The organism is Frankia sp. AgB1.9 (genome assembly GCF_016786355.1).
GTDB lineage: Bacteria > Actinomycetota > Actinomycetes > Frankiales > Frankiaceae > Pseudofrankia.
The window spans coordinates 64,233-90,019 of record NZ_JADWYX010000033.1; the positions used below are offsets into that span (position 1 = coordinate 64,233).

General features: G+C 73.4%; 16 protein-coding genes. 15 read left to right on the forward strand and 1 reads right to left on the reverse strand.

Translation table 11 applies throughout. The features are described 5' to 3' along the window. Positions 1-31 precede the first annotated feature (31 nt). The 8 genes from I6A60_RS15385 to I6A60_RS15420 all read left to right on the forward strand — a co-directional run bounded on the left by I6A60_RS15385 (position 32) and on the right by I6A60_RS15420 (position 17,804). A complete protein-coding gene (locus tag I6A60_RS15385; protein ID WP_203055640.1) occupies positions 32-7,378 on the forward strand; it encodes a type I polyketide synthase in 7,347 nt (2,448 codons plus the stop codon). Between the two features lie 3 nt (positions 7,379-7,381). Beyond that, positions 7,382-11,854: a type I polyketide synthase gene (locus tag I6A60_RS15390; RefSeq protein WP_203024744.1), complete on the forward strand. Its 4,473-nt coding sequence runs from the start codon at positions 7,382-7,384 to the stop codon at positions 11,852-11,854. After that, positions 11,851-12,159: an acyl carrier protein gene (locus tag I6A60_RS15395; RefSeq protein WP_203024743.1), complete on the forward strand. Its 309-nt coding sequence runs from the start codon at positions 11,851-11,853 to the stop codon at positions 12,157-12,159. The genes I6A60_RS15390 and I6A60_RS15395 overlap by 4 nt, the downstream gene beginning before the upstream one ends. A 2-nt stretch (positions 12,160-12,161) precedes the next feature. Then, entirely contained in the window at positions 12,162-12,977 is an 816-nt protein-coding gene (locus I6A60_RS15400; protein WP_203024742.1) for an alpha/beta fold hydrolase, read from the forward strand. Further along, positions 12,974-14,158, forward strand: coding sequence for a nucleotide disphospho-sugar-binding domain-containing protein (locus tag I6A60_RS15405; protein WP_203055641.1), 1,185 nt, complete (start codon positions 12,974-12,976; stop codon positions 14,156-14,158). The genes I6A60_RS15400 and I6A60_RS15405 overlap by 4 nt, the downstream gene beginning before the upstream one ends. Next, positions 14,155-16,053 (forward strand): ABC transporter ATP-binding protein, encoded by a 1,899-nt coding sequence (locus I6A60_RS15410; protein ID WP_203024740.1) that lies wholly within the window; start codon positions 14,155-14,157, stop codon positions 16,051-16,053. The genes I6A60_RS15405 and I6A60_RS15410 overlap by 4 nt, the downstream gene beginning before the upstream one ends. 180 nt (positions 16,054-16,233) lie before the next feature. Continuing rightward, positions 16,234-16,557 (forward strand): YciI family protein, encoded by a 324-nt coding sequence (locus I6A60_RS15415; protein ID WP_203024739.1) that lies wholly within the window; start codon positions 16,234-16,236, stop codon positions 16,555-16,557. Next, on the forward strand, positions 16,554-17,804 hold the full coding sequence (locus I6A60_RS15420; protein WP_203024738.1) for an RNA polymerase sigma factor: 1,251 nt from the start codon (positions 16,554-16,556) through the stop codon (positions 17,802-17,804). The genes I6A60_RS15415 and I6A60_RS15420 overlap by 4 nt, the downstream gene beginning before the upstream one ends. 22 nt (positions 17,805-17,826) lie before the next feature. On the opposite strand, the gene I6A60_RS15425 is transcribed toward I6A60_RS15420, so the two are convergent. Beyond that, the gene (locus I6A60_RS15425) at positions 17,827-18,231 is read right to left on the reverse strand and encodes a helix-turn-helix domain-containing protein (RefSeq protein ID WP_203024737.1); all 405 of its coding nucleotides are present in this window, start codon (positions 18,229-18,231) and stop codon (positions 17,827-17,829) included. A 113-nt stretch (positions 18,232-18,344) separates the two neighbouring features. On the opposite strand from I6A60_RS15425, the gene I6A60_RS15430 reads away from it, so the two are divergent. From I6A60_RS15430 to I6A60_RS15460, 7 genes are all read left to right on the forward strand, one after another. After that, positions 18,345-19,460: a S9 family peptidase gene (locus tag I6A60_RS15430; protein ID WP_203055642.1), complete on the forward strand. Its 1,116-nt coding sequence runs from the start codon at positions 18,345-18,347 to the stop codon at positions 19,458-19,460. Between the two features lie 155 nt (positions 19,461-19,615). Further along, positions 19,616-20,440: an SDR family oxidoreductase gene (locus I6A60_RS15435; RefSeq protein ID WP_203021791.1), complete on the forward strand. Its 825-nt coding sequence runs from the start codon at positions 19,616-19,618 to the stop codon at positions 20,438-20,440. Between the two features lie 329 nt (positions 20,441-20,769). After that, on the forward strand, positions 20,770-21,030 hold the full coding sequence (locus I6A60_RS15440; RefSeq protein WP_203021790.1) for a hypothetical protein: 261 nt from the start codon (positions 20,770-20,772) through the stop codon (positions 21,028-21,030). Between the two features lie 239 nt (positions 21,031-21,269). After that, positions 21,270-21,698 (forward strand): hypothetical protein, encoded by a 429-nt coding sequence (locus I6A60_RS15445; RefSeq protein ID WP_203021789.1) that lies wholly within the window; start codon positions 21,270-21,272, stop codon positions 21,696-21,698. A 77-nt stretch (positions 21,699-21,775) separates the two neighbouring features. After that, positions 21,776-23,299 carry a hypothetical protein gene (locus I6A60_RS15450; RefSeq protein WP_203021788.1) on the forward strand — a complete coding sequence of 508 codons (1,524 nt, stop codon included), beginning with the start codon at positions 21,776-21,778 and terminating at the stop codon, positions 23,297-23,299. 67 nt (positions 23,300-23,366) lie between these two features. Further along, positions 23,367-23,996 (forward strand): TetR/AcrR family transcriptional regulator, encoded by a 630-nt coding sequence (locus I6A60_RS15455; RefSeq protein ID WP_203021787.1) that lies wholly within the window; start codon positions 23,367-23,369, stop codon positions 23,994-23,996. A gap of 198 nt (positions 23,997-24,194) precedes the next feature. After that, complete coding sequence (locus I6A60_RS15460; protein WP_203021786.1) at positions 24,195-25,646, forward strand: DHA2 family efflux MFS transporter permease subunit; 1,452 nt, start codon at positions 24,195-24,197, stop codon at positions 25,644-25,646. Positions 25,647-25,787: the final 141 nt, after the last annotated feature.

The following is a 25,787-nucleotide window of genomic DNA, read 5'->3' on the forward strand; positions in this document are numbered from 1 at the left end:
CGGCCCCCATGGACACCTCGGGAAGTGATCTGTGAAGGACAGCACCACGCGGGACGCGGCCGTCGAGGTCGACGCGCAGGCAAGGCCGCGCCGCCCAGCCGGACGGCGCGACGAGGTCATCGGGGTGAGCCCGCTGGGTGAGCCGGACCCCCGGCTGGTCGCGGCGATCAGCGGCGCCGGCGCCCTCGGCGTACTGGATCTGGGGGCGGACCCCGCGAACGTCGCGCCGGCGCTGCGCCGCACGGCGCGGCTCACCCGGTCGCCGTTCGGCGTGCGCGTCTCGCACCTGGACGCGGTGGACCCCGACGAGCTGGCCCGCCACCGCGCCGACGTCGACACCGTCCTGCTCGCCGGTGCCACGCTGGCGCGGGGTGCCGCCCGCCGAATCCTGGACGCCCTGCCCGACGCCCGCGTGCTGGCCGAGGTGACCAGCGCGGCCGAGGCCGCGCTCGCCGTCGCCGCCGGCGCCGACGGCCTGCTGGCCCGGGGCGCCGAGACCGGCGGACGGGTCGGCGAGCTCAGCTCGTTCGTCCTGCTGCAGCGGTTGCTCGCCGACGACGGGCAGCGCGCCGACGACGGGGCCGTCGTCCCTGTCTGGTGCTGGGGCGGGATCGGCGTGCACACGGCGGTCGCCGCGGTGACGGGCGGCGCCGCCGGAGTCGTTCTCGACGTCCAGCTCGGCCTGCTCCCCGAGGCCACCGTGACCGAGGCGACCGGCGCGACGCTGCGGCGGCTGGACGGCTCGGAGACGGTGGTGGCCAGCGGATATCGGGTCTACCAGTCCCCGGCCACGCGCCGGGCGGGCGAGGACGTCGAGGCCTGGCCGGCGGCGGCGGTCGCCGCAGCGTTGGGCGCCACCGCGTTGGGCGCGCGGGATCCCGAGCGTCAGTTGCTCCCCGTCGGACAGGACGCCTTTCTCGCCGCCGGGTTCGCCGCTCGGTTCGGGACCACGGCGCGCGCGGTGCAGGCGATCCGCGCCGCTCTGGACGCCGCGGCGGACCCGGCGGTGCTCGCGGCCGCCGACGCCCTGCTCGCCGACGACTCGGCCTTGTGCGCCTCGTGGGGAACCACGCGGCCGATCGCGCAGGGACCGATGACGCGGGTCAGTGACCAGGCCGGCTTCGCGCGCGGTGTCGCCGACGACGGCGCGCTGCCGTTTCTCGCGCTGGCCCTGGCCGACGCGGCGCAGTCCCGGAAGCTGATGGTCGAGACCCGGGACCTGGTGGGTGAGCGACCGTGGGGCGTCGGCCTGCTCGGCTTCGCCCCTGAGGAACTTCGCGCCGCCCAACTGGCGGTCGTGCGCGAGATCCGACCGTCCTGCGTGATCGTCGCCGGTGGCCGGCCCTCGCAGGCGGCGGACCTCGAACGGGTCGGCATCCCGACGTTCCTGCACGTGCCGTCGCCGACGTTGCTGCGCCAGTTTCTCGACGCCGGTGCCCGGCGATTCGTCTTCGAGGGCTCCGAATGCGGTGGCCACACCGGCCCGCGCGCGAGTTTCCCGCTGTGGGAGGCGCAGCTCGACGTGCTGCTCGACCACCTTGCCAGGACCACACAGGGCACCTCCGCCGACGGAGACGGGGATGGCCCATCGGGCGCCGGCGGTCTCCAGGTCCTTTTCGCCGGTGGCGTGCACGATGCCCGCTCGGCGGCGATGGTCGCGGCGTTGGCGAGCCCACTGGCCGCTCGCGGCGTCGGCGTCGGCCTGTTGATGGGGACCGCCTACCTGTTCACCCGCGAGGCCGTCGAGCACGGCGCCATTCAGGAGGAGTTCCAGCGCCAGGCGGTCGCCGCCGACCAGACAGCCCTGCTCCAGACCGCGCCGGGGCACGTCACCCGCTGCCTGGCGAGCCCCTTCGTCGACCGGTTCCATGCCGCCCGCGACGACCTGCGCGCCCGTGGCGTCCCCGACGAGCAGGCCTGGGAGACGCTCGAACAGCTCAACGTCGGCCGCCTGCGCGTGGCCAGCAAGGGGCTGGAACGACGTGGGGACGAGCTGACCGCGGTCGACCAGGAACGACAGCGTGCCGAGGGCCTGTTCATGGCCGGCCAGGTCGCCGTGCTGCGCTCGGCGACCACGACGGTCCGCCAGCTGCATGACAGCGTCACCGAGGACGCGCGCCGTCACCTGCGCGACCAGCCCCAGCGGCGAAGCGACGGCGACGGCCCGCGCGCCACCCCGCCCGCGGCGGAGACCACGCCGCTGGACATCGCCGTCGTCGGCATGGCGTGCGTGCTGCCCGGTGCCTCGGACCTGGCCACCTTCTGGGCCAACGTCGTCGCCGGCCGGGACGCCATCTCGCCGGTGCCGCCCGAGCGCTGGGACGTCGGCGTCTACGCCGAGGACGGCAGCGGCCCGACCGGGGAGAAGTCCCGCTCGACGTGGGGCGGCTTCCTGGACCGCATCCCGTTCGACCCGCTGCGCTATGGCATCCCGCCGGCCGCGCTGTCCAGCATCGAACCGGTCCAGGCACTCGCGCTCGAAACGGCCCGACGCGCGCTGGAGGACGCCCGTCTCGCCCCCGACCGCGTCGACCACAGCCGCACCGGCGTGGTCTTCGGCACCGAACCGAACAGCGACCTGTCCGCCGCGATCACCCTGCGGGCGCTGCTGCCGGCCTACTACGGCCAGGTGCCGCCTGAGCTGGACGACGTGCTGCCCCGGATCACGCCCGAGACCTTCACCGGGATTCTCGGCAACATCGTCGCCAGCCGGATCTCCAACCGGCTCGACCTCGGTGGGCCGGCCTATGTCGTGGACGCGGCCTGCGCCTCGTCGCTGGCCGCGTTGGACCTGGCGTGCAAGGAGCTGCGGTTCGGCAGCGCCGACGTGATGCTCTGCGGCGGGGCCGACCTGCACAACGGCGTCCTGGACTACCTGCTCTTCTCCTCGGTCGGCGCACTGTCGCCGACCGGGCGGGCCCGTCCCTTCGCCGCCGACGCGGACGGGACGACCCTCGGCGAGGGCGTCGCCTGCGTCGTCCTCAAACGGCTCGCCGACGCCGAACGCGACGGCGACCGGGTCTACGCCGTGATCAAGGGCCTGGGCTCGGCCAGCGACGGCCGGTCCCTGGGGCTGACCGCCCCTCGGCCGGAGGGCCAGGAGCTCGCGCTCGAACGCGCCTACCGCAACGCCGGCGTCTCACCGGCCGAGGTCGGCCTCCTCGAGGCACACGGCACCGGCACCGTCGTCGGCGACCGCACCGAGCTCGGCGCTCTGACCAGGGTGTTCACCGAGGCCGGTGCCCGCCACGGTGGCTGCGCGCTCGGGTCGGTCAAGTCCCAGATCGGCCACACGAAGACCGCCGCCGGCCTCGCGGCCCTGGTCAAGGCCTCACTGGCGCTGCACCACGGCGTCCTGCCACCGACGCTGCATGTCCAGACCCCGAACCCGGCCTGGGAACCCGACGTCAGCCCGTTCGTGTTCGCCGCGACCGCGCGGCCGTGGTCGCGGCCCGCCGCCGAGCGCGTCGCCGGCGTCAGCGCGTTCGGCTTCGGCGGAGCGAACTACCATGCCGTCCTCGCCGGTCATGCCGGCGCCGTCGACGGCCGGCACGCGCTCGACCGGTGGCCGGCGGAGCTGTTCGTCTTCCGCGGCGCCACTCGCGCCGCCGCGTTGGCCGCGGTCGCCGAGCTGCGGGCGCTGCTGATCGCGAACGACGCCGCGGGCCGGCCGTGGCCGCTGCGCGACCTCGCCGCGACCAACGCCCGGCGGGCCCGGCCCCCGAGGGGACCCGTCCAGCTCGCGGTCGTCGCCCGGGACCTCGACGATCTGGCCCACCTGCTGACCCGGGCCGTCGACGGCGACATCGACCCACGGGCGGGGCTGTTCGTCGTCGACGGCCCCGCGTCGGAGACCAGCCCGGACATCGCCGCCGTCACGGGCGATGTGGCGGTGCTGTTCCCGGGGCAGGGCAGCCAACGGCCGAGCATGCTGGCCGAGCTGTTCGTCGCCTTCCCCGAGCTGCGGGAGTACCTGCGGCTCGGCGAACGCTGGCAGGACGCGCTCTTCCCGCCGTCGACGTTCGAAGGCGGGTCCGCGTCGGACGACGCCGAGCCGGCCGACGTGCCGCTTCGGGACACCCGGGTCGCGCAGCCGGTGCTCGGAATCGCCGGCCTCGGCATGTTCCACCTGCTGTCGCGGCTCGGACTCGCCCCGGACATGGTCGCCGGCCACAGCTACGGCGAGCTCGTCGCGCTGTGCGCCGCGGGTGCCTTCGCTCCGGAGACCCTGTTGGAGCTCTCCCGCCTCCGCGGCGAGGCGATCGTCGCGGCGATCACTCCCCCCGACCCACCCGCGAGCGGCGACCCCCGCCCGGACCAGGGCGCGATGGCGGCGGTGCGCGCGACGCCGTCGGACGCGGACCGAATCCTGGCCGATCCGCGGGTCAACGGCCCGGTCGTGATCGCCAACCACAACGCGCCGGACCAGATCGTGATCTCGGGGCCGACGGTCGCGGTCGAGACGGCGGTCCGGCTGCTGCGGGACGCCGGCCACAGTTCCGTCCCGCTGTCCGTGGCCTGCGCGTTCCACAGCCCGTTGATCGCCGACGCCGGCGTCTCGTTCGCCCGGGCCCTCGCCGCCGCCCGGCTGACCATGCCACGGCTGCCGGTCTGGGCGAACCGCACCGCCTCCCCGTACGCGGCGACGGACGGCGCCGCCGACCGAGGCGACGCCGTGCGCGCCGAGCTCGCCGCGCAGGTGGCGGCTCCGGTGCGGTTCGTCGAGCAGATCGAGGCGATGTACGCGGCCGGCGCGCGGGTCTTCGTCGAGGCCGGCCCCGGCCGGGTGCTGACCGGCCTGGTCGATGCCATCCTCGGCGACCGGCCGCATCGGGCGGTCGCGTGCGACGGCCGACGCGGCGGGCTGACCGGCTTCCTGGACGCGGTCGCGGCCCTCCTCGTGGCCGGGGTGCCGCTCGGCACCGGCTGGCTGCTCGACGGCCGCGACGCCGTCGACCACGCGTCGTCGGTGCCGATCGCGCCACCGCGGTGGAGCGTGGACGGGCGCAGCATCTGCCGCGCGGACGGCGAGCCGCTGTCCGGAGGCCTTCCGTCGGCCAGGCGGATACGCCAGACAGCCGCGACGGTGGCCGGGAACCCGGACGGCGTCCCGGCGCCGCGCCAAAGCCCTTCGGTCGCGCTCAGGGCCGACCAGCCTGTCGCCACGGGTGCCGCGCCGGCCGGTTGGCCCTCGTTCGACCAGGTCGCGGGTCAGACCCAGCCCGCGAACCGGGAGGCGCTGGTCAGCGAGTTCCTGCGAACCTCGCGGGACAACCTGGCCGCGCAGCGCGACGTGCTGCTGTCCTACCTGGGCGCCGGGCGCGACCAGGTCGCGGCGCCGGTCGTGACAGCACGCCAGCCGGCCGCCGACGTCCTGCTGGCCGAGCGGGCCGGCGCCGCCGCCCACGGCGGCCTTCCCGCCGACCTGCTCGCCGGCCCACCGTTCGCCGCCGCACTCCCTGCCGACGCGCCCACTGGCGTCACGTCCACCGGCGCCACGTCTATCGGCGCCACGTCTATCGGCGCCACGTCTATCGGCGCCACGGCAGCGCCGCCGTCCCAGGCGCCGGTAGACGTGACGACGCAGGTGCTCGACCTCATCGCCGAGAGCACGGGCTACCCGACCGACATGATCGACGCCGACCTGGACCTCGAGACCGACCTGTCGGTCAACTCGCTGAAACGCACCGAGCTCGCCGGCCTCCTCGTCGACCGGTTCGAGCTGACCGACGCAGGCGGCGTCGACGAGCTCAGCCGCCTGCGGACGGTCCGGGGCATCGTCCGCTGGCTCGGCGAACACACCGGCGGCGGCCAGCCCCGTCCCACCCCACCGAGCGAACTTTCCGTCCCGGAGGTCCCGGCCGGCACGGCGGAGGTCCTGGCCGGCCGGGCCCGGCAGACCCAGGGCGCCCGTGGCCACAGCCCGAAGCGGTTCATCCTCGCCCGACGGCACAGCCCACTCGCCACCCGCGAGGTCGACCTGACGGGCACAACCTGGGCGGTGATCGGCCGCACGGTCAACGTTCCGGGCCGCGAAGCGGTGCTGCGCCGGCTCGCGGAACTCGGCGCCGAGGCGCGCTTCCACCTGGTCGACGAGCTGGCACAGGTCGAGCAGTCGGACCTCACCGGCGGCATCTACCTGGCCGCCGCGGCCGGTAGCGACACCCCGGACCTGCCCGAGGCGTTCGGCGCGGTGCGCGCGGTACTGCGCGGCGGACCTCGCTGGCTGCTGGCGGTCACACCGCCCGACGCCCCGTCGGCCGCCGGCCTGCGAGGCCTGTTCCGCACCCTGGGCCGCGAGTATCCCGACACCTTGATCAAGCTGGTGGAGACCGACGCTCAGGCAGGCTCCACCCTGGCCGACCTGGTCACGGCCGAGCTGGCCGAACCTCCGGGCGGACCCGTCGTCGTCGTCCACCGCGACGGCGCCCGCCTGACCGAGGAGCTGACCGCCACTCCCACCGGCCCGCTCGCGACGGCAGGGGCTGGTCCGGCCGGCGACGGGGCCGCCGAAGCCGCGGCCCTCGGCCTGGGCCGGGACTCCGTCGTCGTCGTGGTCGGCGGGGCCCGCGGGATCACCGCCGGATTCAGCGTCCTGCTGGCCGGCGCCGCGCGTTGCCACCTCGAACTGGCCGGCCGCACCCCCGATACCGGCGGCGACGAGGACCCCCGGCTGGCGGGCGCCCTCGACCGCAGGGCCCTCCTCGGCGCCGTCCAGGCGCTCGGCGACACGACCCCGCGCGACGCGAGCCGCGCCGTGGAGCGGGTCCTCGCCCAGCGGGAGATCCGTGCCACGCTGGACGCCGTCGCGGCCCGCGGTGGCGACGCGCGCTACCACTCGCTCGACGTGCTGGACACCGAGGCGGTCCACCACTTCGTCAAGCAGGTGTTCGCCCTGCACGGCAGGATCGACGCCGTCGTCTACGCGGCCGGTGTCATCGAGGACCGCCTCGTCGCCGACAAGGACCTGGAGTCCTTCCGCCGCGTGTTCGACACGAAGGTGGCCGGGGCGCGGGCCATGCTCGCGGCCCTCGACGAGCTGCCCACACCGCCCCACACCCTGGTGTTCTTCGGCAGCATCGCCGGCGTCCTCGGTAGCCGTGGGCAGAGCGACTACGCCGCGGCGAACGACGCACTGGAGACCCTCGGCGCGGACTGGGCCCGACGGACCGGATCTCGGGCCCTGACCGCGCACTGGGGCCCGTGGGCACCGGACGAGAGCCACCCCGGCATGGTCAGCGCCAGCCTGGAGTGGGACTTCGCCCGGCGCGGGGTCGACCTGATCGACCCGGAGGAAGGCCACCACTGCCTGCTGCGCGAGCTCGCCTGGGGACCCAGGGACCTGCGTGGCGTCGTCTACACGGCAGCCGGCTGGTAGCCGATGACCACCCACTCCACCGCGGGCTGGCGCCCCGCGCCGGTCGCCATCGTCGGCATGGCGGTGCTCCTGCCCGGGGCACCCGACCTGGCGACGTACTGGCAGAACCTGATCAGCGGCTCCGACGCGATCACCGAGGTGCCGCCCGGCCGTTGGGACCCGGCGTTCTACGACCCGCTCGGCGCCTCGGGGCCCGCCCGCGCCGACCGGATCTACTGCCGGCGCGGCGGGTTCGTCGACGAGCTCGCCTGGATCGACCCGTTGCGTTTCGGCATCCCGCCCCGCGACGTGCCCAGCATCGAACCGGACCAGCTCCTCGCGCTGCGCGTCGCCGCCGCCGCGATCGACGACGCCGGGGGCGCCGCCGCGCTGGGAGACCCCCGCCGGGTCGGTGTGATCCTCGGCCGCGGCGGCTACCTCGGTCCGGGTCTCGCGCGTCTCGACCAGCGGCTGCGCACCGCCCGCCAGCTGGTCGAGACCCTCGGGACGCTGCTCCCTGGACTCGGCTCCGACGACCTCGAGAAGGTCCGGACCGCCTTCACCGACCAGCTCGGCCCCGAGACACCCGACGCGGCCATGGGCGTCGTGCCGAATCTGGCCGCGGCCCGGATCGCGGGGCGCCTCGACCTCGGCGGACCCGCGTTCACCGTCGACGCGGCCTGCGCCTCCTCGCTGATCGCCGTCGACAGCGCGGTGACCGAGCTCGCCTCGGGCCGTTGTGACGCGGTGCTGGCCGGCGGGGTCCACCACTGCCACGACATCACCCTCTGGAGCGTGTTCGCCCAGATCCGCGCGCTGTCGAAGTCGCAGCGCAGCCGGCCGTTCGACCGGAACGCCGACGGCCTCCTGATCGGCGAGGGCACCGGCGTCGTCGTCCTGAAACGCCTGGCGGACGCGCGGCGCGACGGAAACCGGATCTACGCGGTGATCCGCGGGACCGGCGTGTCCAGCGACGGCCGGGCGGGCGGCCTGATCAGCCCGGACCCGGACGGTCAGCAGGCCGCGATCGAACGCGCCTGGCACGCCGCAGGACTCGACCCACGCACACCCGGCGCCGTCGGCCTGATCGAGGCCCACGGCACGGCGACGCCGTCCGGCGACACGGCCGAGCTGACGACCCTCGCCCGGGTCTTCGGCCCAGGCTCCGGCGACCCGGCCGACACCGGCGCGCTCGGCTCGGTCAAGGCGATGATCGGCCACACGATGGCGGCCGCCGGCGTCGCGGGCCTGGTCAAGGCCGCCCTGGCGCTGCACAACCGGGTACTGCTGCCCGCGGTGAACTGCGAGGACCCCCATCCCACGGTCGCCGAGACCCGGTTCCGGCTGTTGCCGGCCGCCGTCCCCTGGGAGTCCAGCGGCCCGCGCCGGGCCGGCGTCAACGCGTTCGGCTTCGGCGGCACCAACGCCCACGTGCTGCTGGAGGAGGCTCCACCGGCCACCGCGGCGACCCGCGCGGTGCTCGCCCCCCAAAGACCGGGGAAGGCGGCCACGTCGCTCGCCTCACCAGACGAGGTGGTGCCTGCCACGGCCGAGCACCGAAGCGCACCAGTGGCGGCCGCCGCCGAACCCGAGCTGGTGCTGCGCCTCGCGGCGTCGACCCCGGACGAGCTGGGCGTCCTGCTGGAGGTCGACGACGCCGCGCTGCGCAACCCCGCGACCGGACCGCCCGCGGACGCCGCCGTCGGCGCGCGGCTCGGCCTGGTGAACCCCACCGGACGACGGCTGGCCGCCGCGCGCCACGCCGTCGGCGGGATGCGCCTGGGTGCCTGGGAGGCGTGGCGAGGCCGCGGCGAGGTCTGGGCGAGCGCCCAACCGCTGCTCGCCGGGCCGGCACCCGGGCGCACCGCGTTCGTGTTCCCGGGGTTGGAGGCCGAGTTCTCCCCCCAGCTCGACGACGTCGTCCAGCACTTCGGCATCGCCCTGAGCGCCGACCTGTCCAACGCCGACCTCGGCCGCCACGGCACGAGCGTGCTGCTGGTCAGCCGCGTCCTGGACCGGGTGCTGCGCCGGCTGCGCATCGAGCCGGACGCACTGGCCGGGCACAGCATCGGCGAATGGAGCGCGATGTTCGCCGCCGGCATGTTCGACGACGACGCCGTCGACGCCGACATCTTCGCCGCCGACCCCTACGAGGGCGCCGTCCCCGACGTCGAGTACGCCTCGCTGGCCTGCTCGGCCGACCAGGCCAGGGAGTACCTGCGCGGCCACCCGGGCATCGTCCTGTCCCACGACAACGCGCCGTCGAGCACCGTCGTCTGCGGCCCGCCCGCCGCGGTAGCCGACCTGGCGGCCGCGCTGCGCCGCAAGAACATCGTCGTGCAGATCATGCCGTTCCGGTCCGGCTTCCACACGCCGATGCTGCGGCCCCACCTCGCGGCGCTGCGGGCCAGGACCGACCGGCTCCAGCTGCGCCGCCCCGCCCAGGTCCCGCTGTGGTCGGCGACCACGGCCACGCCCTACCCGGCCGGCCTGGCCGAGGTCCGCGAGCTGTTCGTCCGCCACCTGGTCGAACCGGTGCTCTTCCGCCAGACCATCCAGGCGATGTACGCCGCCGGCACCCGGGTGTTCATCCAGGTCGGGCCGGGCCGGCTCGGCGGCCTCATCGACGGCGTGCTGGAGGACGCACCCCATCTGACCATCGCGGCGAACTCGGCGCACCGCGACGGGCTCGGCCAGCTGCGCCGGCTGGCCGTCGCGCTCTGGGTCGAGAACGCCGACCCGGACTTCGCCGTGCTCGACGCTCCCGGTGTGTCTGGCGGCGGCCTTGATACCGGCCACACGACAGCCGCGGAGCCCGCTCAGCGCGAGTCTCCCGTGCGGCTCGACCTGGGCGCGGCCTCCATCGTCCTCGACCCGGCGAGTCTTCCCCGGCTGGACCTGACCGGCAGCGGCCTCCGGACTCCCGGCACCGTCGCCGGGCGTCCGAGGGCCGAGCAGGGCCCGAGCTGGCCGTTGTCCGGCGATCATCCGCTCGTCGCCACGGCGGCCCAGGACCCGCTCGCCCAGGAGCTCGTCGCACTGTTGACCGAGACCGCCGACACGGCCGCGACCCTGTTGGCCTCGCCCGGCCAGGCCCACCGCCACGAGCGGGAGCCGGCCACCCAGGCGACGACCACCGACGTGATCCACGCGGCGGCGGTCTCGAAGCCCCCCGGCCTGGAGCTGCGGGCGGAGCCTGGCGGGACGGGCTGGTCGGCGACGCTGCACGTCTCGACGGCGGCCATGCCGTATCTGCTCGACCATGCCCTGACACCCCAGCCGCCGGACTGGCCGGACCTCGCCGACCGACGGCCGGTGGTGGCCGCGACGACCACCGTCGCGCTGATGGCCGACTACGCCCGGGCGGCCTGCGGCCGGATCGCCGTCGGCGTCCACGACGTGCGTTTCGACCACTGGCTGACGGCGGAACCGGCCACCGACGTGGCTGTCACCGTGCGGCCGGAGGGGCCGGACCGCTACCGGGTCACCTTCGCCGGTTACGCCAGCGGCCTGGTCCGGGTGGCGGACGCCTACCCCGCCGGGCGCCCGCCACGCTGGCCGGTCGACACCGAAGCCGAGCAGCCGCCGGCCATGACCGGCCGCGACCTCTACCGCGAACGGTGGATGTTCCACGGTCCCGCCTTCCAGGGCGTGACCAGCCTCCTCGGCCACGGGCCCGCGCACGTCCGCGCCGTGCTCACGGCCTCCCGGACGCCAGGGGCGCTCCTCGACGCCGCCGGCCAGCTGCTCGGCTACTGGGTGCGCCTGCGCGAGACGGACCGCTACGTGATGTTCCCGGTGCGGATCGGTGGCATCGAGTTCCTCGGTCCCGACCCGGCGCCCGGTAGCCCAGTCACGTGCCACGCCTGGGTGCGGCAGTTCGACGACCAGTGGGTCGAGGCGTACCTGCAGCTCGTCGAGGGCAACCAGGTCTGGGCCGTCGTCTACGGCTGGGTCAACCGCCGTTTCGACCTGCCCGTCCAGCTCGACGAGGCGTTCCGCTGGCCGGAGCTGCATCCGTTCGCCGAGCGCCGCGCCGACGGCTGGATGGTGGCGACCGAGCGGTGGTCCGACCTCGCCGTCCGCGAGATGGTGCTCAGCCGCTACCTCGGCGCGACGGAACGCGCGCAGTACGACGCCACTCCCCCGACGCTGCGGCGTGAATGGCTGCTGCGGCGGATCGCCGTGAAGGACGCCGTCCGCGCCCAGCTCTGGGGGCCGCACCGTCAGGCGATCTTCCCGGCCCAGCTGCGGGTGTCGGACCCGTTCGGCACCGCCGACCGGCCGGCCGGGGCACACCGACGCGACGTCGCGGGCCCCGTGGTGGTCTCCGGTGCCCACGGCTATGCGCTGCCACCGTTCGAGATCCACGTCGCGAGCCAGCCGGATCGCGCGGCGGCGGTCGCCCGGCCGCTGCCGGCGCGGACCGAACCCACCGCGCCGGACAGCTACCGCCACGACCAACACCAGCTGGAACCGAGAGGAATCGAAGCATGACCGCAGACGACGACCAGACCAGCGCCGTCCTGACCGAGACCAACAACCTGATCAACGAGATCGTCCAGAAGTACGGGTCACCGCCCGTGAACGTCACGATGGACACGCTGTTCCACAGCGAGCTGGAGCTGGAGAGCATCGACCTGGTCACCCTCGGGGTGATGCTCGCGGCGCGGTACGGGGACCAGGTGAGCATGGCGGAGTTCCTCTCCGACAAGGAGCTCGCGGACGTCATCGGCCTGCGCGTCGGCCAGGTCGTCGACTACGTCGTGTCCCGCCTCGATGTCGCGACGGCCGTCGACTGAGCATGCCGACCATCCACGTCAACGGCGCAGACATCCACTACCTGCACACGTCAGGCCGGGGGTCGGACGACCCGGCACCGACGCTCGTGTGCATCCACGGTCTCGGGACCGACAGCCTCGCGAGCTTCTACCTGACCCTGGCCGCCCCGCTGGCCGCCGCCGGCGTCGACCTGCTGTTCTACGACCTGCGGGGCCACGGCAACAGCGCCCGACCCGCCAGCGGCTACCAGGTCGGCGACTTCGTGGCCGACCTCGACGGGCTTCTCGGTGCGCTCGGCGTCCGGGCGCCGGTGCACCTGATCGGCAACAGCTTCGGGGGCACGATCGCCTTCGGGTTCGCCGCCGCGTACCCCGAGATGGTCGCCAGCCTGGTCTGCATCGAGTCCGAGCCGCCGACCGAGACGTGGGCGGCGCGGGTGGGCGAGGTGTTGGCGAACACCAAGCGCGAGCTGTCCACCGACGAGGCCTACCAGTGGATCGCGGTGCAGTTCGGTGACCATCACGCCCGGCTCTCCCGGCAGGCCTACCGGCGGCTGGAGGCGACCTCGATGGTCGAGGAGATCCCGACCGGGCCGATGCTCGACCTGACCGACCTCAGCCAGATCACCGTCCCGGTGCTGAGCATCATCGGCAGCGACGGGTTCCAGGCCGACGATCCCTATCTCCTCGAGAGCCTGCTGCCCGACTGCCGGACCGTCGTGATCCCGGACCAGGACCACTCGGTGCTCGTCGAGGCCCATCGGCAGGTCCGGGAGCTGCTCCTCGACTGGATCTTCTCGCACCACACCATCGCGGTGGCGCCGGGAGGGCAGGCATGAGCAGCTTCCTGCTCGTCGTCCCGCCGCTCACCGGGCACATCACGCCGCTGGTCGCGGTGGCCGACGAGCTGCGGGCCCGGGGCCACCGCGTCGCCTGGTCGGGTGAACCGTCGCTGATCCGCGCACTCGCCGGACCGGAGGCCGAGGTGCATCCCGCCCTCGGCCCGCCGCTCGGCGCCGACCGAGGCCTCGGGCTTCGCGGCTACGCGGCCGCCCAGTTCCTCTGGGAGGACTTCCTCGTCCCGCTCGCCGAGGCCACCCACGAGTCGGTCGCCGACGCGGCCAAGCGCGTCGACGCCGACCTCCTGATCTGCGACATGCAGGCGCTGGCCGGCCCCCTCGCCGCCGCCCGGCTGGGGATTCCCTGGGTCACCTCGGCCAGCACCTCCGGCTCGTTGCGGGACCCGTTCGCCGCGACGCCCAGGGTCCGGCGCTGGCTGGACGACCTGTTCGCGGGCCTGATCGCCCGGCGCTGCCCGCGGCCCGCGACGCTGACGCCCGCGGCGCTCGAACGCTCCCCGTTTCTCGTTCTGGCCTTCACCACGGAGGCACTCGCCGGGCCGGCGCAGGTGTCCGGCCCGCCGACCGCCTGGGTGGGCCCCGCGCTGCGCCGGCCGGCGGCCGGGCCGGACGACCAGTTCCCCTGGGCCTGGCTGGACCCGGCGGCGGCACTCGTCGTCGTGACCCTGGGTACCGTCAACGGTCCCGTCGGCGGGTCCTTCCTGCGGACCTGCGTGGACGCGGTGGGTCAGCTGCGCGGCGCGCAGGCTGCGGTCGCCGACCCGTCGGGAGCGCTGACGGCGGTCCCGGACAACGTGCTCGTCCGACCGCGCCTGCCGATGATTCGCCTCCTGTCGCACGCGGCCGCCGTCGTGTGCCACGGCGGGCACAACACGGTGTGCGAGGCACTCGCGCACGACGTGCCGCTGGTCGTCGCGCCGATCCGCGCCGACCAGCCGATCGTCGCCCAGCAGGTGGCCGACGCCGGTGCGGGGATCCGGCTGCACTTCGGCCGTGCGACGGCCGACCTCGTCGCCGGCGCGCTCATCGACGTCCTGGGCCGGGCCCGCTACCGCCAGGCCGCCGAAGCCGTCGGTGCCTCGCTGCGGGCCGCGGGCGGCGCGGTCGCCGCCGCGGACCACGTCGAGAGAGTCGTCAGGGAAACCGGCCGGCGCGGATGAGCGCGAGCGAGCTCGCCGGTCCAGCTCCCCGGCACCGGCCACACAACCGGCTGCGGCTGATCCTCTGGTACACCGCCGGCTTCCGGGCCAGGCTGGCGCTCGGCAGCGTGCTGACGCTCGCGGGCACTGCGCTGTCGCTGTCCCAGCCGATCGTCGCGCAGCGCATCCTGAACCGTCTCGCCCGACACCAGCCGACCGGCGCGCTGCTGCTCATCCTGGCCGGGGCCGTCGTGCTCGGGACCGCGGTCGGGGGTGTCGGCTACTTCTTCGTCGAGTCGGTCGGCGAGTCCCTCGTCCGCACGGTGCGCCGGCTGCTGGTGACCCGCATCCTGCGGATGCGCCCGGCGGTCGCCGATCGGATCCCGCCCGCGGACCTCCTGTCCCGGCTGGTCGCCGACACGACCCTGCTGCGCCAGGTGACGACCCAGGCGATGGTCGCCTCCGTCACCGCGGTGCTCGCCCTGCTCGGTTCGCTCGTCCTGATGGGCCTGATCGACTACGTGCTGCTCGCGGTCACGCTGAGCGCTGTCGTGACGATGAGCGTCTCGGTGCGGTGGGCCGCGGCCAGGATCGGGGCGGCCACCGGCAAGGCGCAGGAAGCCGTGGCCTACCTGGCCATGCTGCTCGACCGCGACCTCGGGGCCTTCCAGACCGTCAAGGCGGCCGGAGCCGAAGCCCACGAGATCGGCCTGCTGACCGACGCGGCCGACACCGCGTGGCGGCGCGGCCTGCGCGTCGCCGGCTGGCAGGCGGCCAGCGGAGCGTCCGCGGGCCTGCTGATGCAGACCTCGTTCCTCGCCGTGCTCGGCGTCGGCGGTGCCCGGGTCGCCGCCGGACGGCTGCCGCTCGCCGACCTGATCGCCTACCTGCTGTACATGTTCTTCCTGACCCAGCCCGTCACGACGCTGGTCGGCGCCTGGGGCCAGCTCAAGGTCGGCGGAGCCGCGGCCGAACGCATCCAGGAGGTGCTGAGGCTCGCCGCCGAGCCCGAGCCCGCGACCGCGGCGGCGACCGTCGGCACGGTGGACGGTCGGGCCCTCGCCGCCCTGGCGGCCAGGACGAGAACCCGGTTCGGCGAACGCGGTCACGGGCCCTTCCCGAGCGGCGGGAACGGGACCGTTCGTCCGCGCGCCGACCCAGGCCGGGCCGGTCTCAGCGCGACCGTGGCCTTCGAACACGTCGTGTTCGGCTACCGGCCCGACCTGCCGCTGGTGCACCAGGGCGTGACGTTCACCGTTCCGCCGGGCGGCACGACCGCCGTCGTCGGACCGTCCGGTGCGGGCAAGTCGAGCCTGTTCGCCCTCCTCGAACGCTTCCACGAGGTCACCTCGGGCCGGGTGCTCCTCGACGGCCGGGACGTCCGCGACTGGCCGCTCGCCGAGCTGCGCCGGGCGATCGGCTACGTCGAACAGGACTCACCCGTGCTCGCCGGCACGCTGCGCGACAACCTCACGCTCGGCCTGTCCGAGGTCACCGACGAGCGGCTCTGGGAGGTCGTGGCCCTCGCGCGGCTGGAAGACCTGGTCCAGACCCTGCCGGGCGGGCTCGACGGTTGGATCGGCCATCGTGGCGGCACCCTGTCCGGTGGCCAGCGCCAGCGCATCGCGATCGGCCGGGCATTCCTGCGCCGGCCCCGGCTGCTCCTGCTCGACGAGGCGACCTCGGCGCTGGACGCGGTCAACGAGGCCGCGCTGCGCACCACCCTGGAGACGGCGGCCAAGACCACCACGGTGATCGTCGTCGCCCACCGGTTGTCGACGGTCGTCAACGCGCGTCAGATCGTCGTCCTGGAGGCGGGCCGGGTGCGGGCCGTCGGCACCCACAGCGAGCTGCTCGACGCCGACCCCACCTATCGCGAGCTCGCGACCAACCAGCTCCTCGCCGCCAGCCCCTGACGACGTGAGCCGTGGCGCCGGCGCCTGCTCGTCCAACGTGGCGCCGAAACCGCTGGCATGTTCATCGCCGTCCCGCGGGGAAAGACTTCGGGAGCCTGTGTCGGATCGGGGCGGAGGCGTTCGTAGTAGTGGTGAGAGGCCGCCCACGAGGGGCGCCGCGCGACACGGGAGTGATCCGAGATGCAGTACCTGGTTTCCGTGATCTTTGACGACAGCGTCCTGGCCTCGCCTGACGAGGAGGCCGCGATCGACGTGTTCAACGCAGGGCTGGTCGCCGACGGCCACTGGGTCTTCGCCGGCGGCCTCGGCGGGCCCGACACCGCCACCGTGATCGACAACCGGGGCGACGAGGCGCTGATCGCCGACGGGCCCTTCGTGGAGACGAAGGAGTTCCTCGCCGGCTTCTGGATCATCGAGGCCGCCGATCTCGACGTGGCGCTCAGGCTGGCGACCGCGGGGTCGAAGGCCTGCAACCGGAAGGTCGAGGTCCGGCCGTTCCTGTGAACCGAGCCTTCGTCCCGGAGGCGATCGCCCGGGCCCATCGCGAGGAGTGGGCCCGGGTGATCGCCGCCCTGACCAGGCGTTTCGGTGACCTCGACCTCGCCGAGGAGGCGGCGGCCGAGGCGTTCGCGACCGCCGTCGAGCGCTGGCCGGCCGACGGCGTGCCGCCCAATCCCGGCGCCTGGCTGACCACGACCGGGAGCCGCAGGGCCATCGACCGGATTCGGCGCGAGAGCAAGCGCGACGTCAAGCAGCAGGAGGCTGCGCTGTTGTACGACGACGACCCACCCGAGCCGCTCGGTGCCGTCGACGACGACCGGCTCAGACTGATCTTCACCTGCTGTCACCCGGCGCTCGCGATCGAGGCCCGGGTGGCGCTGACGCTGCGCCTGGTCGCCGGCCTGACCGTGCCCGAGATCGCCCGCGCCTTCCTGGTCGGGGAGACCGCCATGGGACAGCGGATCACCCGTGCGAAGGCCAAGATCAAGGCGGCTCGGATTCCCTACCGGGCACCGGCCGCAGCGGATCTCCCCACTCGTGTCTCCGGCGTGCTGGCCGTCCTCTACTTCGTCTTCAACGAGGGCTACCTGGCGACCGGCGCCGGCACCGATCCCGTGCGCCAGGACCTGACCGCCGAGGCCATCCGGCTCGCTCGGCTGATCCGCGCCCTCCTGCCGGCCGACGGCGAGGTGGCCGGTCTGCTGGCGCTGATGCTGCTGACCGAGGCCCGCCGCGACGCCCGGTTCTCGGCGAGCGGCGAGCTGGTCACCCTTGACGAGCAGGATCGCGGGGCCTGGGACGCGGCGCTGATCGCCGAGGGTCATCGGCTGGTGCGCGAGCGCCTCGTGGCCGCCGCAGCCGGGGTCGCTCCGGGCCGCTACCAGATCCTGGCGGCGATCAACGCCGTGCACACCAGCGCCCGCGACATGCGCGACACCGACTGGTCGCAGGTCGTGGCCCTGTATGACCAGCTCGTCCGCCTGGATCCCTCGCCGGTCGTCGCCCTCAACCGAGCCGTCGCGGTCGCGGAGCTCGACGGCCCGCGGGTGGCGCTGGCGGCCGTCGACCGCCTCGAAGGCAAGCTGGCCGGCTACCACGCCTACCACGCGGCCCGCGCCGACCTGCTGCGCCGACTGGGCCAGAGCCAGGAGTCCCGCGGCGCCTACGACAGAGCTATCGAGCTGGCCGGCAACACCGCCGAGACCGCCTCCCTGAGACGCCGCCGCGACCAGCTCGGGCAGCGCCCCTGACCTGGTGACCGGCTGGTGGCGGTCACCGACGAGGTGGCGGCTGCCCGACGCGCTCGTCGAAGGCGGTGCGAGCGTCGTTCACCTCGTCGATGTGGGTGTAGGCCCAGATCCGCAGCTCGGCGATCCGCGAGGACAGGCCGCGTCCGAGCGGGGTCAGGCAGTAGTCGACTCGGGGTGGGATGACCGCGTGGACGGTGCGTTCGACCAGGCCGTCCCGTTCGAGGCCGCGGACCGTCTGGGTGAGCATCTTCTGGCTGATGCCGTCGACGGTTCGGCGCAGTTCCTGGAACCGCAGCGTGCCACCCTCCAGTGCGTAGAGCACCAGCAGGCTCCACCTGTCTCCGATGCGGTCGACGATCTGGCGGGTCGGGCAGGCGGCGGCGAGGACGTCGTAGCGTCCGTCCGCCGAGGCCGCAGCCGAGACCATCGGTCTCCTCATTGGTTTCGAAAAGGTTCCTACGGCACCATTTGCTGCCTACTGTCGGAACGAGCCTAGCTGCGCCAATCTCGAAGGACCCACCTGCGAGGAGTGCGCCAACCATGTCCTGGTTCGTCGATGACGCGGACGTCGCCACGACCGCGGCGGTCTGCCGGTCCCGAGCGATCGGGGCCGGCGTCGACCCGTTCCGCTATGACAGCCTCACCGCCGGTCTCGCCACGCTGCGGGACTGGCTGCCCGCCTTCGTCGCGGCCGCGGAGCAGGACGCCGGGACCGCCGAGGCCGCCGAGCGGGCTCGGCGCCCCGCCACCGCCCGCCAGGCGTGGCGGGCGGCGGCAGCGGCGGCCCACCTCGCGCACACGCTGCCCAACCCCGATCTGAAGGCGGCCGTCGCCGCGGACCGGCAGGCGGTCGACGCGCTGCGCCGTTACGCCGCGCTGTGGGGACCGGTGCACGACCTGGCGCCGGGAACGGACGGGCCACGGTTCGAAGGTGAGCTGCGACTGCCGGCAGGCAACGTCAACGGCCTGGCGGCAGGCACTGTCAACGGCCTGCCGGCAGGCACTGCCAACGCCCTGCCGCCGGTGGCCGTCATCGTCCCGGGTCTCGACTCCGGGCGTGCCGAGTTCCTCGACCTCGCCGACGCCCTGCTCGACCGCGGTGTCGCCGTCGCCGCCATCGACGGGCCCGGCCAGGGCGCGCTCGCGGACGAGCCGCCCCAGCCGGCCTACGAGCAGGTCACCAGCGCGGTGATCGACCGTCTGACCGCCGGCGGAGTGATCGATCCCGCCCGGGTCGTGCTCATCGGTCTCAGTCTCGGCGGGTTGTACGCGATGCGGTCAGCGGCCGCCGATCCCCGCATCCGCGCGGTCGCGACGGTCAGCGGGCCCTATCCGATGCCGGCGTGGGACACACTGCCCCCGTTCGCCGTCGACACCCTGACGATCCGATGCGGCAGCGCGGACCACGCCCAGGGCGTGGTCGCCGCGCTCGCGCAGCCAGGCCTGCTCGCCGCCATCCACCAGCCCCTGCTCGTCGTCTCCGGCGGCGCGGACGAACTCCCGTCACCGGCCCAGGCCCGGCACATCGCCACCACCGCGCCCGCCGGAGAGCTACTGCTCGTTCCGGACGGCGACCACCTGCTCGGCAACACCCGCTGGCAGTGGCTGGACCGCACCGCCGACTGGCTGGCCGAACAGGCGAGAACCGGGCGATGACGGGTCCGCGCCGACGGGGGCGCGGTGCGCGAGGTCTCGGCCGACTCCACTTTCCAGGACGTGCTGTTCTATAAAGTTCTAGGACAGTCTCTTCTGTAACCTCAGCACGGGCCCAGCCCGTCGGAGATCCAGATCCTGCGAGACGAGGAGTACAGGTGGCTACAGGAACGGCGATCACCTACGGGCCGTGGGGTGTCGTGGCCGGCGGGTCCGACGGCGTCGGGGCCGCGTTCGCCCACGAGCTGGCTTCCCGGGGACTGAACGTCGTGCTGGTGGCGCGGCGAGTCCCCGTACTGGCGGCGTTCGCCGCGGAGATCCGCGCGAAGCACGGCGTCGAGGTCCGCACGCTGGCCCTCGACCTCAGCGCCCCGGGCGCGCTGGCGGAGCTCGCGGAGGCGACCGCCGACGTCGAGGTCGGCCTCTTCGTCTACAACGCCGGCGGCGACGACTTCAGCACGCCCTTCCTCGACAAGGACCTCGCCACCCATCTGGCCCTGGTCCACCGCAACTGCGACAGCGTGCTCGAAGCGGCCTACCGCTTCGGCGGGCCGATGGTGGCCCGCGGGCGCGGTGGCGTGGTGCTCGTGACCTCGGGCGCGGCCTGGGCGGGTGGCGCCACGCTCGCCACCTACGGCGCCACCAAGGCCTTCGACCTCATCCTCGCCGAGGCGCTGTGGGCGGAATGGCGCTCCAGCGGGGTCGACGTCCTGGGCCTCGTGCTCGGCAAGACCGACACCCCGTCGATGCGCCGGGTCTTCGACGCCAAGGGCGAGCCCTACGGCGAGACGGCCGATCCCGCCGATGTCGCGCGCGAGGCGATCGACCACCTCGCCGACGGGCCTACCTGGATCTTCGGCAGCCCCGCCCCCACCGGCGGCTCTCCGTTCGGTGGGGCCCCCCGCCGCGACGCCGTACTCGCGATGAGCCGGGGCTTCTCCGTCAGCCGCGCGGACGATCCGGCCGGCTCCACCAACACCTGACGGCCAGACCGGACGAGCCCGTGCCATAACCGAGAATCTCCGCCAGTCACGACTGTCCACCGAACTCGACGGCGGCCCGAAACACGTACGGGACCGGCATATGGCGACGTTCAACATCGCATTGCGGCCGGTCGTGGGCGGCCCTAGGGTGCAGATATGCCGGCTGGCCGCCGCGGGTGGCGAAGTCCGGTCTGTTAGGGAGCGCACGTGGTGGAGCCGCGCCGCCGCGCCGATGTACGTGCGTCACAAACCGTCGCGTGCAACCGGGCGGAACCCGCGGTGCTTCATCGCGGGTTCCGCCCGGGGACAGAACGAGGGATGGTGGGGTAATGGATCTGACGGAGACTTGCCACTCGGGAATGGATTTCGCCGAGCTGGCGGCCGAGTATGTCGAGCTGCTACCTGAACGCATTACGTTGATGTTGTTCCAGAACGGACAGTCCGTGGGTACCGGGAACAACTCTCCGGTCAACTCGCCGGGCAGCAACAACGTCGTCACCGGTAACAGCTCGATGGTGCAGACGGTCGGCAACTACGGAGCGTTCATCAACTCCATCGCCAGCGGCGATACCTTCCTCAACCAGTGGTGACCGCCGCGCAGGCGGTTCCGCCTGCACGCGCGGGCATCCCCTTCATCCGAGCCGTCTCTCCCGTCGATCTTCGACTGCCGGCCGGCCGAATTCATCGCGCCCCGCGGCGCATTGAATGATCCTGATCCTTTTTCTCGCGGCGACGACACGCCCGCGAAAATGTTTTGAATAGCTTCCCGGTGCGACTAGCGTCTCCGCTCAAGGGTATTCGTGGAGGCACTGTACGGGGGAGACGCAAGATGAGTGACGCGGGCGTGAGTCGGTGGGGCGATCAGATGGAGCTGTCCGAGGAGCGCGCGGAGCTGCTTCCCGATCGGACCACCCTCGCCGCGATCGGGACCAACAGATACGGGTTCACCCCCACCAATGCCGTGGTCGACTCACCTACGTCGAGCAACATCCCCATCGGCTCGCCCGCGTCAAACAACGCGGTCGTCAACTCCGTTTCGCAGCCGCAGGTCAGCGGCGGCTACATGCCGGTCGTGATCACTTTCATGCCGACATTCAACTTCATCGTCCAGGGGTCGAGCCCGGAAAGCCTCGGCGTCGGGCACCACGCCGGCGACGGTCTCGCGGACAGCGCCGCCGGCAAGGATGTCCCCGGAGCCGGCTCGTCCGCGGACGGCGGCCAGTGGATGGATTTTCTCCGCCGGTTGTTCGGAATGTGAGTTCTGCCTAGCCGGACAGGCACCGGATCCGGGCGCGGCCGGCCGGGTAGATAACCCAGGCGCCGAGAGGACGTTCGATGACCGAGCCCGCGCGCCCGCGGACGCCGGCCCGCCCGGCCCCCGGTCCCACCCGGCAGTCGCAGGGCACCCTGATACCCGGCCAGCAGCTGGACGACGCGTCGGTCGACGTCGACCCGGGCCCCGCCGAGTCGAGCGGGGGCGAGCTGCCCTCCCGGCCGACCCGAGCCGACGGCCTGGCACTGCTCGGCGAGTTCGCCGGATCGGGCCTCGCGCGTCCGGTCTTCCTGGCGCGTCGCGCCGACGGTCAGGTGGTGGCGCTCACCGAGCTGCTCGCGCGCGTTCTCGAAGCGGCGGACGGCAGCCGCGACGTCGCCGCGATCGCCGAGCACGCCGGGGACCGCTGCGCCCGCCAGGTCAGCGGCGCCGACATCGCGTACCTGCTGGCCCACCGGCTCATGCCCCTCGGCCTGATCGCCGCCCCGAACGGCGTCACGCCCGCGCCACGGGCGAGGTCGCTCCTCCAGCTCACCGGCCGGCGGACCCTGCTGCCCGCGTCGGTCGTGTACCGGATCAGCGGGGCGCTCGCGGTGCTGTTCCGTCCGGCGGCCATGGCCGTACTACTGGGCGGCCTGGTGGCCGGCGATGTCTGGCTGTTCGGCCGGCACAGCGCGCGTGACAGCGCCGCCGCGGTGCTGGCCACCCCGTCGATGATCCTGACGCTGGTCGGCGTAACGCTCGTCAGCGCGCTGTTTCACGAATGCGGTCACGCGGCGGCCTGCCGCTACGGCGGCGCGCGGCCGGGTGTGATCGGTGTCGGCATGTACCTCGTCTGGCCGGCCTTCTTCACCGACGTCACCGACTCCTACCGGTTGCGCCGCTGGGGGCGGCTGCGCACCGACCTGGGGGGCATCTACTTCAACGGGATCTTCGCGCTGCTCTTGGTGGGGACGTTCGCCGTCACCCGGGCCGAGGTGCTCGTGACGGCCGCGGTCCTCGTCCACCTGGACGCCTTTCGGCAGCTCGCGCCCTTCGTCCGGCTGGACGGCTACTACATCGTCAGCGACCTCGTCGGGGTGCCCGACCTGTTCGACCGGATGGGTCCAGCCGTGCGGTCGGCCCTGCGCGGGGCGGCGCTCGCGATCCCGTTCCGGCGGCGAACCCGGCCATCCGCCGGACCGGCGCAGGATCCGCGGATGGCCGGTCTGACCAGACGAGCCCAGCTCATGGTGACCGCCTGGGCGCTGTGCGCGGCGCCGGTAATTGTCGTGAACCTCGTCATGCTGGTGGTCTACGCGCCCTTCGTGCTGCCCCGGACAGCCTCGGCGGTAAGCGGCGAGTTCGGCCAGGCGAGCCGAGCCCTGGCCAACGGAGATCTGATCAGGGCGCTCGCCGGGGCCGTCAGCACGCTGTTGGTCGCGATGCCGGCGGCCGGGATGCTCTACCTGCTCATCCGCATCGGCCGCCGGGTGGTAGGAGTCGCGGTGGCGCTCCTGACGAGGCTGCGGCTCGCCGGTGGTAGCGCGACGCCCAACGATGACCTTGCCGCCGGTGCCGTCGGGGCCGCGCTGCCCCACGAGTAGGCGGACCCACGGGACGTCGGCGATTGACGGCCTTGACGAGGAAGTGATTGGCCACTACCTTCGAGCCATGGCTGCGACAGGGACGAGACAGACGGCGGACGAGCGTCGCGTGTCCGTCCTCGCGGCGGCCGTCTCCGAGTTCGCCCGGGGCGGGCTGGAGGGCACGTCGACCGAGACGATCGCCGCGGCGGTCGGGATTTCCCAGCCCTATCTGTTCCGGTTGTTCGGCTCGAAGAAGGGCCTGTTCCTGGCCGCGGTGAAGGAGACCTTCGCCCGGACGGTAGCGGCCTTCGAGAGCGCGGCGGGAGAGCTGTCCGGCGAGGAGGCTCTGACCGCCATGGCCAATGCCTACAACGGCCTGCTCGCCGAGCCCAGCTACCTGCTGATGCAGATGCAGGCCTACGCGGCCTGCGCCGACCTGGACATCCGGGCCGTGACCCGGCGGGGCTTCCGCGATCTGTGGTACACCGTCGAACGCCTGGCCGGGGTGGACCCGGACGTCCTACGCGCGTTCTTCGCCATGGGGATGCTCTGCAACGTCACGGCCGCCATGGACCTTCCCGCTGTGGACGAGCGTTGGGCCCAGCTGATCTGCCCTTCCGACGAGAACAGCTCGGGCATCAAGGCGAGCAAGGAGGCCGTCGCGCGCGGCTTCGGCGGCCCGGCCACCGAAGCTGATCACGATGCCGATGGTTGATCCCGTCGGCGCCTGAGATCCTCTTTTTTTGCCCCGACTAGGAAGTGGCCAGTCACTACTTTCGTGGTGCTCGGCTGGCCGACGGCTCGTGCCGACCGCGACAGTTCGCTCCGTCTCGACGGAGAGTTCTGAGGGGTCGCACGGCCAGTTTTTTGCCCATGCAAGGAAGTGGTCAGTCACTACCTCGGAAGGACTCAGATGGCCACCGACCGGAACCGGCTCACCTGGACCATCATCATCACGTGCATCGCCGCGTTCATGACCTCCCTGGACAACCTGGTGGTCACGATGGCGCTGCCGTCGATCCGGGAACACCTGCACGCCAGCCTGGCCGGGCTGGAATGGACCGTGAACGCGTACACCCTGTCCTTCGCCGTCCTGCTGCTGCCCGCCGCGGCGCTGGGTGACCGACTCGGCCGGCGTCGCGTCTTCGCCGCCGGCCTGGCCATCTTCACCGTGGCCAGTGCCTGCGCCGCGCTGGCCCCTGACGTCGGCGTGCTCATCGCCGCCCGGGCCGTACAGGGCGTGGGCGGGGCGATCGTGCTGCCGTTGTCGATGACCCTGCTGTCGGCGGCGGTTCCCGCCGAACGCCGCGGGGCTGCCCTGGGTATCTGGGGCGGCGTTTCCGGCCTGGCCATCGCCCTCGGACCGCTCGTCGGCGGAGCCATCACCGAGGGCGCCGCCTGGCAGTGGATCTTCTGGCTGAACGTCCCCCTCGGCCTCGCCGCGATCCCGCTGGCGTTCGCCCGGCTCACCGAGAGCCGCGAGGCCTCCAGCCGGCTGGACACTCCCGGCACCGTCCTGGTCAGCCTCGGTCTGTTCGGAGTCGTGCTCGGCCTCGTCCGCGGCCAGGACCACGGCTGGACCAGCGCCGGCGTCCTCGGCGCGATCGTGGCCGGCGCGGTCGGGCTGGCCGCCTTCGTCGCCTGGGAGATCCGGTCCGAGCGATCCGGCGGACGGCCGATGCTGCCGGTCAGCCTGTTCCGCCGCCGCGGGTTCGCCGCCGTCAACGCCGTCTCGGTCTTCTTCTCCTTCGGCATGTTCGGCTCGATCTTCCTGCTCTCCCAGTACCTGCAGAACGTCATGGGCTACTCGCCGCTCGGTGCCGGACTGCGCACCCTGCCCTGGACGGTCATGCCGCTGATCGTGGCCCCGATCGCCGGCCCGCTGTCCGACCGCATCGGCGGGCGGCCACTCATGATCACCGGGCTGACTCTGATGACCGGCGGTCTGCTGTGGATGCGCGCCGTTATCGCCCCCGACGCGACATTCCTGACACTGGTGCCCTCCTTCATCATCGCCGGGATCGGGATGGCCCTGTTCTTCATCCCCGTCGCCAACGTGGTCATGGGCTCGGTACCTCCCGAGTACGAGGGGGTGGCGTCCGGGACCAACAACGCCGTCCGCGAGGCCGGCGGGGTGTTCGGCATCGCGGTCCTCGCCTCGGTCTTCGCCGCGGCCGGCGGCTACACCAACGCGGTCGACTTCACCCACGGACTGCGCGCCGCCCTCGTCGTCGGCGCCGCCGTGACCGCCGCCGGAGCACTCGGCTCCCTGCTCGTCCCCCGCCGCCGGCCGACCACCGAGTCCGTCGACGCCCCCGCCACCGAACCGGCACTCCGGATTGATCTGGAGCCCGCCAGCTCCTGACCGTTCCGCCACCAGAGCACCGTTCGACCATCTCGACGGGCGGCCCGCCCGGAAGAACGCGGACTCAGCCTCGCCCCCCCGGCAGTCCCGGGGCGGGGGGGGGGGGGGGGGTCGCGGCCGCCCCCCGGGGGGCCCGGTTTG